A 14,118-nucleotide genomic window follows, 5' to 3' on the forward strand; every position below is an offset into this window, starting at 1 on the left:
TATTATATGAGCAAAGCAATTCAAATAGCTTCGCGTAGTTTTGATGAGATTCTTCAATCAGAAAATGCTACCAGGGTTTTGCATCTGATGATGCATAAACTAATGGGAGAAGGGTGTAGTTATGATGCCACCCATGAGTTGCTTTTGGTATGGTATAACCACCATGAGGCTTGCCTGGAAGTATCGCAGCCTTATGTATACAAGTATATGCGCAATATGAAAAGGCGCCTGAACAATCTTAAAAAACATCGGACATTATTACGTAGTTATTTAGATACACATGACTTTGTTGCCTTGGAAGCCTACGTGTATCAATTGTCATTTAAAGGAGTTTCAAAAAAGAAAATATATGAGATATTCAACGATTTTTTTGTGTTTGTGGAGTATCATCACCAATATTCTACCGAACAGGCAGACCTGATCGCCGACTGTGTGCTTGACAGATTGAGTGGCTGGAGGAAAGACAGGCTATTGCCACAAGAACCTGATGTAACATAAGAGCTTTTAGAGCTTGTTTAAATTTTCGCTTATAGGAGATTTTATGATGAATTTTGGGATTAGATGCGTCAAATTTTGAAGTAATAGCCTAGCTATTGCTGATAAATTTGACAAAATATAATCAAAAAAGACGCGTAAAAAACCTGATCAATGAACCGAGCCGAGGGCGAGCTCTGCCTTTTGGCTAATTTTAAACAAGCTCTTAAGCTCATATAACCAAAAAAATAATTTATGTCTGACAAAATGATTGACATGCCAGCGTTGTTTAAGGCACTGGAGTTTTCGGCTTTTAAACATAAAGATCAACGCAGAAAGGGACCCCAAAACATCCCCTATATCAACCATCCAATACAGGTAGCCCATGTGTTGATAGAAACCGGACAAGCATACAATACCAATTTGTTGATTGCGGCCATTTTGCACGATACTATAGAAGACACAGACACGACCGAAGAAGAAATAAAGCAAGTGTTTGGCGAGAACGTGGCAGCATTGGTCATGGAAGTAACCGACGATAAAAACTTGTTTTGGGAAGCCCGCAAACAACTACAGATAGAAAAGTCTCCCTTTGCTTCATACGACGCCAAGTTGTTAAAGCTGGCCGATAAAATATGCAATGTACGCGATCTGGTAATCAATCCACCTGATAAATGGTCGCTAGACCGAAAGCTGGAATATCTTCAGTGGGCAAGCGACGTAATAGCTGGCATCAGAGGGGTTAACCAACCTATGGAAGATCTGTTTGACGAATGGATTTACAAAGCCAAAGCTTATTACAAGATGAGTTAGGCGTTTTAGAGTGTGGTGCAGTCTGCGGGAACTAATAATGAAGATTTGGGTGGTTTACTGTCTAAAACTGATTGTTGCTGATGTTCATCTGGTGTGCTGGCTATCAAGCTACTACAGCTTTATCTGAGCGTAGAGATATACCTCAGTTATTTTTGACGAAAGCCTTCCTGTTATTTCCTTTATTATAAAAAAAATATTAGATTTCCTCTTTAATACTAGCGTATATTTAAGGAAAATTTAACTTTACACGAAAAAAGTTTCATTCAACTACTTTGCCAGTCTTTTTGGTCAAAAACTTCAAAATAAAACACCATAACCGTTTTAAAATTTTGAAAAAATAAGCGTACTTTGCTTGGCTAAACAGTGACTGATATCCAAATTAACATAAAGAATGATATGGAAGAGCAAGAGAAAGAATCAAAACCCAAAACGCCTCTTCGTTGTCGCATCTTAGGACATGAGTGGAAGGGTGATAGTTTGAGAAGAGTATGCCTTCGTTGCGGAAAAGTGCAAATCTCTAAGTTTTCTACTGATAACTGGGTAGATGCTTAGGCAAGATAAGAAGCCTTTATCAACAAACAGATAGGGGCTTTTTTGTGGCGCAGTCATCATTGTAAATAAACCATCGTAAATAGTTTGCCAGCATGCATCCTTTATAAACCCATACCTTACATTGGGTGTGCTAAAGTTGCCATTGGTGAACTATAACCCCTTGCATTACCACTTTTTATGTAACTTGCTTGCCTCAATACCCTTAAAACTTATAAAATATGAAGCAAATTAACTACCTGTGGTTGGTACTTGCCTTGTGCATGCTGGGGAGCTGCTCGACGGCAAAAAAAAACCAGGCAAAAAAAAACATGGTAAAACTTTCGGCGCTTCAAGGCGAAGTGAGCCTTAAAAAGGGGCAAAAAGCTTATTATGAAGCATCAGTGCATGGTTCGGTAGGCTATACAGTAAGTGTACTTGTACAAAACGATGCTGTGCTTAAGTTTGTCGAGTCAAACTATACCTACAAAAACCCAGAGAAAAGTCACATGAGCGGGGGAGATGAAGGGATCAAAACCTATGTTTTTGAGGCAGCTAAGCCGGGACAAGCAGTTTTAAAGATTATCGAAAAATTTAGAGGTGATGTGCGCAACACCCACCGTATAAAGATAGATGTAAAAGACAAATAGGGTTTGCTTGAATAAATGCAAACCAGCGACAAGGGTGAATAAAGCAGGTGAGCCGATAAAATATGAACTTTTATTGAAAGATGTTTTACTCTTTTGGTAAAAATACCTAAATTTGCAAGCCTTTTGAATGAGAAGTCATTATAATTATTTAAAATACTGAAAAGAAATGAAAAAAGATATTCATCCTGAATATAGAGACGTTGTTTTTAAAGATACCTCTTGTGGATTTCACTTCACCACTCGTTCTACTGTCGAAACAAAAGATACTATTACGATGGAAGATGGCAATACTTACCCATTGGTAAAGCTTGAAGTAACTTCTGAATCTCACCCTTTTTACACTGGTAAAAACGTGCTTTTGGATACCGCGGGACGTGTTGAGAAGTTCAACCGTAGATTTAAAAAGAAAAGTGATAACAAAACAGAAGAAGAAGCATAAGCTTCATACTTTGTTTACATCACCAAAAAGTCTCTCAAATACACACGCTATTCGAGAGACTTTTTACTTTTGTATTCATTCAAAAACAGCTTCTGCGCCAAAAAAAATTACGAAGCACCCAAGTACCTCGTAATTTGTCATTCCTTCTCGCATTTTTTGCAGCTTACTAAAGCTATGGCACCATTGTCCGCTATTTTTTTCTGCCCGGAAACTCAAACAATTGGTGGTTTACTGGAGCATTGAAGGTATATTTATCTACTTTGACAATCATATGCATGCCCTCTTCCTGAATCATATACACAAGTTTTGGCAACAACTGTCCATCTTTGCGTTCATACTCCAGGCAATAACCTTCTTCTTCACTGTCTTTATCTTTATTTTTTACCATCACATAGGTTTTGGCATCTAAATAAAAATAGGTTGTCTTGTTTTTGTTTTGCATCAAGGCTATTTTGTGACAAAGCTTCTTGCCAATATACACTCTAGAGATGTATTTGACTTCGTGTCCGTTCTTCTTGTAATGCACTAATTCCTTGTCAGAAAAATCAAAATCATTATTTTCCTCTTTTTTTATAATTTTTGGCTCTTTCGATTTAAATGGGTTTACCTCCCAGGAAACTTTTCCATTTTTAACCGATTTAAACACCTTGTCCTCCAGTTTCATTTCCATATAACTTTTGTTTTCCTTTAGTAGCAATATGGTGTGCATTGGAAATCCTTTTTTTGATCCATTAAAAAACACTGTACACTCCATTTTTACGTTTTCTATCCCTTTCTCACTCTTTGCGTGTAGTTTGATATATCGAGCTACAATCTGTTCTGCCGTAAATTGAAGATCCGGCTCTAGAGTTTTACCTTCATTGATCAAATGCGCAAATTGATTGCTAGAATAACTTGTTTCCCCATCGTAGGCAAATATATTATCTGCTACCTCAGGGTTAGCCCAAATACTATCAATTACCCATACGCCATTTGGAGTATCCGTTTTTACACCCGTGGGTAAATAAAGCCCTGAAGCATCTTCTTTGTGGGTGTATCCTTGTATATACACTATAGACTCAAAGCTTTGTCTGTAAAGCAATAGCCCCGTTTTTGAGTCAAAATAATATACCTTTTGTTTCACTCCTTTGCCATAATGCAATACCTGTACTTGTTTGCCCTGCCAGGTGCCCGTACTGTCGTATACCGCCAGGTTTCGGTCTCTACCAATCAAAAACATAGGGTAAAATTTATTGATGGTGGTTAAGGCACTGATCTTGGCGTTGAGCGCATAGCGAGGCTTGCCCCCGTTTTCCATTGGGTTCACCTCCCAGGTATCTACACCATCGTATGCCTGAACAAAGTGCTGACCCATAGCCTCCATGTCCATACGTACTTTATCATATTTGATTGTAGTCTTCATAGAGCCTTCTATCTTCTTATTTTTATATTTGCCAAAGATTTTCCAGCTCACTACTTTGGCCAAATTATCGCGCCCCCCTATAGCCTGTAGATAGCGGTCAATTATTTGTTGGGCTTTGGCGTCGGTATTGTTAACAGGTGAACTGAGGCTTTGCGCAAATAAAGAAGGAGCGAACATCAGCAAAGAAAATAGGCTGAATAATAAGAGGTGTTTTTTCGTTGTCATTGATCACGTATTTTTTGAATTACTAAAATAAGTTGTATGAGGCATTTCCTCACTATAGCAATATACTGCGATTATTCTATTCATGTTGCCCTTTATCCCCTCAAAACTTACCTGTATACTGTGATAGATAAAATTATATTGCAGGTATATTTGTCTCACAAAAAAAAAAAATTACGAAGCACCTAAGCACCTCGTAATTAGCTTTTCTTACGGTTGGTTGATTATTGAAAAAGTCGTAACCGCAGACCTTTTTAACTCATTTCTAATCATATTTTTTCTTAAAACGACGGTACAACTGCTGCTGTTTATCATCCAGAATAAGCTTTTTACCCCTGATAAAAGCGTGTTCTATGTCGTTGGTCAGCATGTCGAGCACATCGCCCTTGGAAATAAACAAAGTAGCCTGTTTGCCTTTTTCTATGCTCCCTACTTGCTTGTCAATCCCCAGTATTTTGGCATTGTTCAAAGTAATCATCTCTACCGCTTTTTCGGTGCCCAAGCCGTGGGCAGCTGCTGTACCTGCATGAAAAGGCAAAGTGCGCACTCTCCAGCCGTGGTCTGCCATACTAATGCCACGCTCATTGCCTACGGTAAGCCCCGTAAGTACCCCCGCTTTGGCAAGCATGCCAGGTAGTTTGTAAGCATAGGCTATATCGTGGTGATTGACCAAAGGCAAACGGTGAGTAGCGTTGATCACTACCGGAATCTGGTGTTCTTTGAGAAAATTTGCCACCCTTACTGCATCATAACCACCTACAATACCTACTTTTTGTACCCCATGGGTTTTGGCAAATTGTACACTTTCTACAATGTCTTTGCTATAACTTGCGTGAATAAACAAGGTTTTGCTACCATCAAACAAGCCTCGCATTGCCTCCAGCTTAAGATTTACTTTGGCTGGTTTGGCTACTGCAGCATAGGCTTTGGCTTCGCGCATAGCATTGGTCAACAAATGAATGATTCGTTGGCGGCGTTTGTTGGCCTTGCCCCCAAAAGGATTGCCTCTGCGACGACTGCGCGAAAAACGTGCAGGCCAGTTCAGGTGAATGGCATTATCTGCCTTGAGCACGGCATCTTCCCAGTTCCAACCGTCCAGTTCCATGATCGACGAAGTACCCGATACAATGCCTCTATCTGGAGTAGCCTCCACCAATAGTACCCCTGTGTAGCGCAATGTAGGCAACACATCAGAGTCGGTGTTAAAAGAGGTAAGGGCCCGCACATTGGGGTTAAAGTTTCCCTGTTCACTGCGGTCAACACTTGCCTTTACAGCGTTTACCTCTACCAAACCTACTGGAGTGTTCAGGGCAATAATGCCCGGATATACGTGTTTGCCCTTGCCATTGATTACCTGAGCCCCAGTGGTGTTGATGCTGGTGCCTACCTCGGTAATGATGCCTTGCTCAAAGCGCACACTCGCGTTGTTCATTACCTGCCCGTTGCCTACATGAATAGTGGCTCCTTGTATTACTATAGGCTTACTTTGTGGGTCGGCTGGTTTTATTCTTTGGGCTTGCGCCGAAAATACTACTCCACAAAGCAATGCTACAGTGCAAACGAATGTTTGAATACTATTTCTTCTTTGCATCATATTTACTTTTAAAGAGTTTGTACAAATATTTATGCTTGTCGAGCAAATCCAATTGCTTGCCCTGAATAAAAGCGTGCTCTACTTTGTTGCCCAACATATCGAGCAAATCGCCCTTAGACACCACAATGGTAGCCTGCTTGCCTTTCTCCAGGCTTCCCACCTTTTTGTCAATCCCCAATATTTTGGCGTTGTTCAAGGTAACCAGTTGCAACGCTTCTTCTTTGTTGAGCCCATAGGCTGCCGCTGTACCCGCCTGAAAAGGCAAGTTGCGGGCACCCATTGGTTCGCTGCTGTCGTAACTCAAGCCTACGGTAAGCCCGGCTTTTTTGAGCAAATAGGGCAAGCGGTAGGGATGATCTACCCCAGTGCCTGAGTGCATTGGTAGGCGGTGCAGGCGTTGCAAGATCACGGGAATATTATGTTTCTTGAGAAAATCCGCCACCTTAAGAGCTTCTTTGCCATCTGCCAACACAATCCGTTTTACTCCGTGCGCTTTCGCGAAAGTGATGCCCTCTACAATATCTTTGGAAAAATTGGTATATAAATACAGGGTTTTGCTGCCGTCAAACAAGCCCCGCATTGCCTCAAACTTGAGATTTATTTTGGCGGGCTTGTCTATTTTGGCGTAGGCACTCGCCTGCCTGAACATATCTTCTGCCTTGCGGCGTTGTTGTTTGAATTGACGGTTGGGAACAGTTCGCCCCCGTCCGCTGTACACACGAGGAATCCAGTGCATTTGAATGCCCTCATCCATCGTATGCACCGCGTCTTCCCAGTTCCAGCCGTCTAGCTCCATAATGCTCGAAGTACCTGCGATAAAGCGACCATTTGCCACTACTTGCACCAACATGATGCCGTTACTACGTAAAGTAGCAATTACCTCCGAATCGGTATTGTAAGCCACCAAAGAGCGTACTTCAGGGTTAAACAAACCCTGTTCACTCACATCTAAGGTAGACCTTACTGCCCCTATTTCGTGCAAACCCAAGTTGTTGTCGGGCAATATCAACCCTGGGTATACGTGCTTGCCTTGTACATTGATTAACCTGGCTCCAGAGGTGTTTACACTGGTACCCACTTCGGTAATCAAGCCCTTTTCAAAGCGAATGCTCGCGTTATTGATTATCTGTCCATTGCCCACATGAATAATGCCTCCTTGCAGCACTATAGGCGCACTTTGGGGCTTTGCCGGGGTAGGTATTTGGGCTTGCGCCTGCCACGCCAGCAACAAGAGCGCCCAAATGAATGTGATTCTTTTTATCATTTATTTCTTGGTTATGAGTCATTGGTGTTTGACGGTTGACGTACTTTGTCAAACACCAAATACTGTGATAACTTGCTCTTTTAAACCCAACAGGTTTGTTCAACATCGCCACAAAAATCTGTTAGGATTGATTCCTCAAAATCTATCTTCTATGGTTGTGCTCAGTTGCCTGTTCGGTGTTCACCTTGTCCTGCTCACCGCCTAAGTGCCACAAGATACGCTCGCCGCCCAAATCGTCGCAATGCAATAAACGCTGACGACGCATACGAGGACGTTTGCCACCGCCTTTGCCACCTTTGCTCATCATTTTCTTGATCAAACGAGTGCGTTCTTTTTTCACTTCAGCGCGTTTTTGCTCGTCTTGTTTGGCGTCATAGTATACTGTCCCTTCAATAATGGTTTTGTCAGCTTTGGCATAAATAGACAAAGGGTTGGCTGTCCACAATACCAAGTCAGCATCTTTGCCCGTTTTGATACTACCAATGCGCTTGTCGAGGTGCAGCAACTTGGCAGCGTTCAAGGTCACCATTTTCAGGGCTTCTTCCTGCGATACGCCCCCGTATTTTACTGCTTTGGCAGCTTCTTGGTTGAGGCGGCGTGCCATCTCCGCATCATCAGAGTTGATCGCCACTACTACTCCAGCCTGGTGCATCAATGCCGCATTGTAAGGAATGGCATCTTTTACTTCGTATTTGTATGCCCACCAGTCAGAAAAAGTAGAGCCACCTGCTCCGTGCTTCGCCATTTTGTCGGCCACTTTGTAGCCTTCCAAAATATGGGTAAAAGTATTGATTCTGAAGTTGAATCGTTCGGCTACCTTCATCAACATGTTGATCTCTGACTGTACATAAGAGTGACAGCTCACAAAGCGTTTTTTCTCCATTACCTCCAGCATAGCCTCTAGCTCAAGGTCTTTGCGGAAGTTAGCCCCACCCTTGGCTTTGGCTGCTTTGTATTCTTTGGCACGGGTAAAAGCGTCTACAAATACTTGTTCTACCCCCATACGGGTTTGAGGATAACGGCCTCTTGCCAGAAAACCATAACGAGAGCGTTTTACGTTTTCGCCCAAGGCAAATTTGATGTATCCATCGGTGCCAGGGATAAGCAATTTTTCGGGTGCTTCTCCCCATTTAAGTTTAATCAATGCCGATTGACCACCTACCGGGTTTGCTGACCCATGCAACAGTTGGGCAGCTGTAACTCCCCCCGATAGCTGACGGTAAATGTTGATGTCTTCAGAGTCTACTACGTCTTCCATTCTTACCTCGGCAGAGTTAGACTGAGAGCCTTCGTTTACACTGCGCAAGGCAATGTGTGAATGTTCGTCTACAATGCCTGGAGTTAAATGTTTGCCTTTGCCGTCTACTACTTTGGCACCACCTGCTGACAAGTTTTTACCTATTTTGGCAATCTTACCGTTTTTGATCAATACATCCGTATTTTCAAGTATGCCGTCTTTCTCGTTGGTCCATACGGTGGCATTTTTAATGAGCATGTCGGTTGCTTTAGGCTTTTCTTTGTTGCCAAAAGCCACAAAAGGATAAATTACTTCGCCCATGTCAGATTGAGTAGCGGGTGTTTTTTTCTTGCTATCTTTTCCTTTTTTGTCTTTCTTTTGGGGGGGAGGAGGCAACTTGCCTTTATAAGTGGCTGCCCAGGCAATGGTTTTACCCTCAGCATCTTCTCCGGTTCCGGCAAACTTCTTTTTGGCTGCCCAACCCGACAAACGCGTTTTTAAAGCACCTTTCTTTTTCTTGTCCAAGTTAAAACTCAAGGTTACCAGGCTTCCCGACATTTTTCCTTTTACCTTGGTATTGCTAGAGTCGCCAGGTTGTTTGATGGCAAACTTAGGGCTGCCCGGCTTGCCGCTTACGTGTAGTTCGTAGCCGCTTTTAGTGCCCAAAGTCATAGCGTATACTCCACGCAAATCAAGCGTAGGCATTGTTTTGAGCACATAACGTTTGCCTTGTACCCAGTTTTCGTAAATACTGTTTTTTCCCTTAAACAAGTTGCCCGAAGTAATGATAAAGTTGGCGTGCATTCCTTTTTTGAGGCTCCCCAATTGGTTGTCCATTTTCATTAACTGAGCAGGCGTGTATGTCAAAGCTTTGAGCGCTGTTTTTTCACTTAAGCCCATTTTTATGGCTTTTTTCAGGTTTTTCCAGAAAGCAGGGTTACCCGCTGCAGTAAGCGCAAAGTTAACTCCGGCTTTTTCTAAGCGTGCCAGGTTGGTAGCGGCAAGCTCCCAATGTTTCATTTGTGCCAGCGACACCATCTCGGCATCTAGAGGATCTTCTACTTTAAAGGCTTTTGGAAAACGTAAAGGCAATATGAACGAGGCTCCCGTCGCTTTTATTTCGTCCATACGGTGGTACTCATCGCCACTGCCACGAATGATAAATTCTTTGCCAAACTCTTTGGCCACCTTGTGTATAATCAGGGCATCTTGCCAGTTGCGGGCTTCAAAGATGGCAGGCAACTTTTTGGTAGCGTTGAATGCGTCTAACGAGAGGTTTTTTTCTTTTTTGCCGCCTCCTTTGGCATACCAGTCAGCATCGAGCATTGTTTGGCGAACCAAGGCTACCGTACCCATCATAGAGTTGGGGTAAGGTTGGGTAGAGCTTCCCTTGCTAAAAGAGTAATGGGTAGAAGCTTGCCCTTTCAGTATGACCTCGTTGTCACGTCCGTTTGCCAGGGTTACCAAGGCTCCGGTTCCACGCATTACTCCATCTTGTTTGTGGGTGAGTACTGCGCCAAAACCCATTTTTCTCCATTTTTTCGCCTGTTTTTGGTCAATGGTAAACAGTTGTTCAGCGTTTACTTCGGGCAACACGGTTTGGTTCCAGTTATAAGCCCCCTTTTTTTTAGAAATAAATTGGTCGATGCTTGCCGCAAAACTAGCAAAGCTAAATCCCCGGCTTCGTTTGGGTTTAGGCATCGCATAGCCAGTGTAGAGGTCAATCATCGAAGGATAAACATATTTTCCTTTCAGGTCTATTTCAGTGGCTCCTTTAGGCACTTTTAATCCTTTGCCTACTGCAGTTACCTTACCATTGCGTATAACAAGGGTAGCTCCTTCTACCTTGGTTTGGTAGTCGGTATAGACTGTGGCGTTGGTAAAAGCGTAATAACCTTCGCGGTTATCGGCTACTCCATTCACTGGGTAGGTTACTTGTGCTTGCGCTATAGTAGTACATAGCAACATCAGCATTAAAAACAGATACTTTTGTTTCATTCGTTATACAGATTGGATTAATAAAGTTTATTTTGGCGCCTCTGCTGCCCAATAGCAAGCGTAAGCACTCAGACAAAATCATGTACAATGAAGCAGTTGTGTGACAATATTGTTTTGGCAAGGTTGTGTAATTCAGTCCTATGATTGTAAAACCTCCATTGATATGTCTGAAGACCAATAATAATCCAAGCAAGTTAGCAAAGATTGTCTCATTATTACAAATAACCTTCGGCTCTTTACTACCTCAGGCAAGGCATCAAAAGTAATTTAACAGTCTATTAACAAAAAGATTTTTTGTTACCACTAGGGTATAAGAAGAGGAATTACGAATGGGCGCAAGGCTTATTAATTACGAATGGATCAATTACGAATTACGAATGAGCGCAAGCGACGCTAAAAAACTACAGTCTACAGACTACGGACTAAATTACGAATGGTTCAATGAATGGCTTTGCGTAATTCGTAATTCTCAAACTCGTAATTCTTAAACTGACTCCGGACTAAATTACGAATGGATCAATTACGAATGGCTTTGCCCAATTCGTAATTCTTAAACTAGCTCTCGGCTAATCTAATCACCAAAAACCTTGACTAGTGCAGCCAGATTGCATAAATTGCGCGGCTTTTATAAACCTTGTCAAGTGCTCACGATATTCTTACATATTTTAAAATAATATTAATGTCACAATACCTCACGCTCCCTTTCGGGAAATACAAAGGACTGACAGTAAGCCAGTTGAAAAATGATTTGCCTTACGTAAAATGGCTACTCAATCAACCTTGGTTGTCTGACAAGGTAGACCCCAAGCTACAAATTGCTTTGCAAGGTTTGTTGCCACAAGAAGATTTTACCGAGCAGTCGTTTCTGGAGGTATTCCGCAAAAATTATCCGCATACAGCCATTGAAGAGCTCCAGGAAATAGCCTTGGACAATCGCCGTATTTCACGGCTAAGTACCGATATAGTGTCTGAAAAAATAAAAATACTGAAGCTCGCCAAAAACCAAATTAGTAAAATAGAAGGGCTGGAGCGCCTTCGCAATCTACAGTTACTTGATTTGAGTAACAACAAGATTGCGGTCATAGAAAATCTACATTACCTGGGCAAGCTTAAACAGTTGTACCTGAATGGCAATTGTATCAACAAAATAGAAAACATGGAGTTTTTGCGGGGCATTGAGTTTTTGAGCCTGGGCAAAAACAAAATCAAAGTAATAGAAAACCTGGAGCAACTGCCTTATCTGCGAAGCATAGAACTGTATCCCAATCCTTTACAATTTATTACCATGAAAAGCTATCAGTTTTTGCAGGCAAACCGGATACGTATGTATTTGGGCAAAAGCTACAAAAAGAAACGGGGCGAAAATCTTCGGATTGATGAGCACGGCCAAGCTTACAAAGAGGTAGACGCTTTTATCCAAAAGTTTCAGATCAATATACTCAACGATGCCCGCACGCTCAACTTTGGTAAATATAAAAATCAGCCTTTTCAACTATTGCAAAACGACAAACCCTATGTTCGTTGGCTATTGGATCAAGACTGGATCGAGAACAAGCTTTCGCTGATGGAGATTGCCCAACTGAGGAAGTCGCTTTGCGCCCGTTAGGAATTACGTTAGGAATTACGTTAGGAATTACGAATTTGAGAATTACGAATTACGAATTGGGCAAAGCCATTCATTGAACCATTCGTAATTTAGTCCGTAGTCTGTAGACTGTAGTTTTTTAGCGTCGCTTGCGCTCATTCGTAATTGACCAATTCGTAATTCACTCATTCCTAATTAGCTTATGCAGAGCTGGTCGGTTCGTAATTGAACCATTCGTAATTCGTAATTAATAAGCCTTGCGCCCATTCGTAATTATTTAATTCTTAATTAATCCCCATTTTCTAACGCCCAAAGTAAAACAACACCAAGTAAAGTATGCCTACCCAAAGCGCCAAAATAAGGTAAGTCCAACCGTAATACGCAAACTTTTGATTTTTGTGGCGCAAAGTATACATGAGTACCAACATAGAAAATACCCCTCCGGCAAGCTCAAAAGTATGCAAGCGTTTTTCGCTTATCCGGCGTTGTTTGCGTTTAGCGAGCCCTTTATCTTGGCTAAAAATAAAAGCAGCCACTACATTGATAAATATAAGGTAATAAACAAGTAACATAATAAATCAAAGAGTTAGTCGGTGATTGAATACGTGGGTTAATATAGCTTGTTCGGCTTCGTCGCAGGCTTTGCCCCGGCGCTGCATCATTAAGTTGGCCGCTTCAAAAGCTTTTTGTAAGTTGTATGTGCCAAAGCCAGCATCGGCACCACCCCAGGCAAACGATGGAATAAATTTAGCCGGAAAACCCGCCCCATATACATTGGCGTTGATGCCTACCACTGTGCCTGTATTAAACATAGTGTTGATACCTGCTTTGGAGTGGTCACCCATCATTACTCCACAAAACTGCTGCCTGGAGTCTATATAATCATGTACACCATAGTTCCAAATCTTTATATTGCCATAGTTGTTTTTTAGGTTCGAGCAATTGGTGTCAGCCCCAAAATTGCACCATTCGCCTACTACCGAATTGCCCAAAAAGCCGTCGTGCCCTTTATTGCTATAGCCAAAAAACACCGAATTGCTAATTTCTCCTCCTACCTTGCAATAAGGACCTATAGTAGTATCACCCCGCATTTTGGCGCCTGGATTTACCACCGCGTGGTCGCCCAAGGCAAAGTTACTTTGAATAATGCTGCCTTCACTCACCTGAGCTCCTTTGCCTATATAAATCACCCCCTTTTCGGCGTTGAGTACACAAGCTTTCAATTGGGCACCTTCTTCTACAAATACGTTTTGTGGGTTGTATACTATAGTGTGTGGGTCGGCAATAGGGGCAGAGGTGCGCCCTTGGGTAATAAGCCTAAAGTCTGCCTGAATTTGGGCGGCGTTTTGCTGAAAAATATCCCAAAGGTTTTCTATACGAGTAAATTCGTTGGCGTAAGCCACCAGTTTTTTAGGCTGAAACGCCTCTCTTAGGTCTTTGGCAAACACTGCTTTGTCGTAATGCATCGCCAAAATTTCGCCCTTGCTGTTGCTCAAAGCTTCTCCAGGCTGTAGCTGTTGTATGGCAGCCGTTAACGAGAGGTCGGGGCATATACTACCGTCAATCAATATGTATTTGTCAAGGGCATCGAGGGGAGGTACGGCAAACTTGGTTTCGAGGTATGCTTCGGTCTGAAAGCTTACCTGGGTGCCTAAATATTTTTCCCATTTTTGGGCTATAGTAAGTATTCCTACCCTTATACAAGCCACCGGACGAACCAGGGTAAAAGGTTTGAGGTTGTTGCGAACGCCAAAATGGTCGAATAAAATGTATTGCATTGATGTATTTTTATTGGCTTACCTATTTACAATAGTCCATAGCATTTAGTCCATAGCACCGACAGGAGCAAGCTTTAAGCAACAAGCTTCAAGTTGCCTCCTGTTCCAGAGACAACTAACAAAATCATAGTATA

At 42.1% G+C, this 14,118-nt stretch carries 13 protein-coding genes; 6 read left to right on the plus strand and 7 right to left on the minus strand.

Going from position 1 to position 14,118, the window contains the following annotated elements:
* Positions 1-6: 6 nt before the first annotated feature.
* From M23134_RS01730 to M23134_RS01750, 5 genes are all read left to right on the plus strand, one after another.
* The gene (locus tag M23134_RS01730) at positions 7-498 is read left to right on the plus strand and encodes a hypothetical protein (protein WP_002693286.1); all 492 of its coding nucleotides are present in this window, start codon (positions 7-9) and stop codon (positions 496-498) included.
* Positions 499-729: 231 nt separating this feature from the next.
* Positions 730-1,287, plus strand: coding sequence for an HD domain-containing protein (locus M23134_RS01735; protein ID WP_002693287.1), 558 nt, complete (start codon positions 730-732; stop codon positions 1,285-1,287).
* Positions 1,288-1,683: 396 nt separating this feature from the next.
* Positions 1,684-1,839, plus strand: a complete 156-nt coding sequence (locus M23134_RS41705) for a hypothetical protein (RefSeq protein WP_198144962.1) — start codon at positions 1,684-1,686, stop codon at positions 1,837-1,839.
* Positions 1,840-2,057: 218 nt separating this feature from the next.
* Entirely contained in the window at positions 2,058-2,465 is a 408-nt protein-coding gene (locus tag M23134_RS01745) for a hypothetical protein (protein WP_002693288.1), read from the plus strand.
* 166 nt (positions 2,466-2,631) lie between these two features.
* Complete coding sequence (locus M23134_RS01750) at positions 2,632-2,904, plus strand: type B 50S ribosomal protein L31 (RefSeq protein WP_002693289.1); 273 nt, start codon at positions 2,632-2,634, stop codon at positions 2,902-2,904.
* A gap of 190 nt (positions 2,905-3,094) precedes the next feature.
* On the opposite strand, the gene M23134_RS01755 is transcribed toward M23134_RS01750, so the two are convergent.
* The 4 genes from M23134_RS01755 to M23134_RS01770 form a co-directional block, all read right to left on the minus strand.
* A complete protein-coding gene (locus M23134_RS01755; protein ID WP_157558292.1) occupies positions 3,095-4,531 on the minus strand; it encodes a hypothetical protein in 1,437 nt (478 codons plus the stop codon).
* Positions 4,532-4,793: 262 nt separating this feature from the next.
* Entirely contained in the window at positions 4,794-6,122 is a 1,329-nt protein-coding gene (locus M23134_RS01760; RefSeq protein ID WP_232296760.1) for an amidohydrolase family protein, read from the minus strand.
* A complete protein-coding gene (locus tag M23134_RS01765) occupies positions 6,103-7,386 on the minus strand; it encodes an amidohydrolase family protein (RefSeq protein WP_002693294.1) in 1,284 nt (427 codons plus the stop codon). The genes M23134_RS01760 and M23134_RS01765 overlap by 20 nt, the downstream gene beginning before the upstream one ends.
* Before the next feature lie 142 nt (positions 7,387-7,528).
* Positions 7,529-10,621: an amidohydrolase family protein gene (locus M23134_RS01770; protein ID WP_045112820.1), complete on the minus strand. Its 3,093-nt coding sequence runs from the start codon at positions 10,619-10,621 to the stop codon at positions 7,529-7,531.
* Positions 10,622-11,300: 679 nt separating this feature from the next.
* Between M23134_RS01770 and M23134_RS01775 the strand changes: the two genes are divergently transcribed.
* Positions 11,301-12,227, plus strand: coding sequence for a leucine-rich repeat domain-containing protein (locus tag M23134_RS01775; RefSeq protein ID WP_002693299.1), 927 nt, complete (start codon positions 11,301-11,303; stop codon positions 12,225-12,227).
* Positions 12,228-12,269: 42 nt separating this feature from the next.
* On the opposite strand, the gene M23134_RS42435 is transcribed toward M23134_RS01775, so the two are convergent.
* The 3 genes from M23134_RS42435 to M23134_RS01785 form a co-directional block, all read right to left on the minus strand.
* On the minus strand, positions 12,270-12,395 hold the full coding sequence (locus M23134_RS42435) for a hypothetical protein (RefSeq protein ID WP_262492887.1): 126 nt from the start codon (positions 12,393-12,395) through the stop codon (positions 12,270-12,272).
* 113 nt (positions 12,396-12,508) lie between these two features.
* Positions 12,509-12,778, minus strand: coding sequence for a DUF1294 domain-containing protein (locus M23134_RS01780; protein WP_002693301.1), 270 nt, complete (start codon positions 12,776-12,778; stop codon positions 12,509-12,511).
* Between the two features lie 6 nt (positions 12,779-12,784).
* Positions 12,785-13,984 (minus strand): GlmU family protein, encoded by a 1,200-nt coding sequence (locus tag M23134_RS01785; RefSeq protein WP_002693303.1) that lies wholly within the window; start codon positions 13,982-13,984, stop codon positions 12,785-12,787.
* Between the last annotated feature and the right edge of the window lie 134 nt (positions 13,985-14,118).

This window comes from Microscilla marina ATCC 23134, from assembly GCF_000169175.1.
Classification (GTDB): Bacteria; Bacteroidota; Bacteroidia; order Cytophagales; family Microscillaceae; genus Microscilla; species Microscilla marina.

Excerpts from the sequence above, each read along its gene's own strand:
- M23134_RS01730 (WP_002693286.1), top strand. The coding sequence starts at position 7 with ATGAGCAAAGCAATTCAAATAGCTTCGCGTAGTTTTGATGAGATTCTT.
- M23134_RS01735 (WP_002693287.1), top strand. The coding sequence starts at position 730 with ATGTCTGACAAAATGATTGACATGCCAGCGTTGTTTAAGGCACTGGAG.
- M23134_RS41705 (WP_198144962.1), top strand. The coding sequence starts at position 1,684 with ATGGAAGAGCAAGAGAAAGAATCAAAACCCAAAACGCCTCTTCGTTGT.
- M23134_RS01745 (WP_002693288.1), top strand. The coding sequence starts at position 2,058 with ATGAAGCAAATTAACTACCTGTGGTTGGTACTTGCCTTGTGCATGCTG.
- M23134_RS01750 (WP_002693289.1), top strand. The coding sequence starts at position 2,632 with ATGAAAAAAGATATTCATCCTGAATATAGAGACGTTGTTTTTAAAGAT.
- M23134_RS01755 (WP_157558292.1), bottom strand. The coding sequence starts at position 4,531 with ATGACAACGAAAAAACACCTCTTATTATTCAGCCTATTTTCTTTGCTG.
- M23134_RS01760 (WP_232296760.1), bottom strand. The coding sequence starts at position 6,122 with ATGATGCAAAGAAGAAATAGTATTCAAACATTCGTTTGCACTGTAGCA.
- M23134_RS01765 (WP_002693294.1), bottom strand. The coding sequence starts at position 7,386 with ATGATAAAAAGAATCACATTCATTTGGGCGCTCTTGTTGCTGGCGTGG.
- M23134_RS01770 (WP_045112820.1), bottom strand. The coding sequence starts at position 10,621 with ATGAAACAAAAGTATCTGTTTTTAATGCTGATGTTGCTATGTACTACT.
- M23134_RS01775 (WP_002693299.1), top strand. The coding sequence starts at position 11,301 with ATGTCACAATACCTCACGCTCCCTTTCGGGAAATACAAAGGACTGACA.
- M23134_RS42435 (WP_262492887.1), bottom strand. The coding sequence starts at position 12,395 with ATGAGTGAATTACGAATTGGTCAATTACGAATGAGCGCAAGCGACGCT.
- M23134_RS01780 (WP_002693301.1), bottom strand. The coding sequence starts at position 12,778 with ATGTTACTTGTTTATTACCTTATATTTATCAATGTAGTGGCTGCTTTT.
- M23134_RS01785 (WP_002693303.1), bottom strand. The coding sequence starts at position 13,984 with ATGCAATACATTTTATTCGACCATTTTGGCGTTCGCAACAACCTCAAA.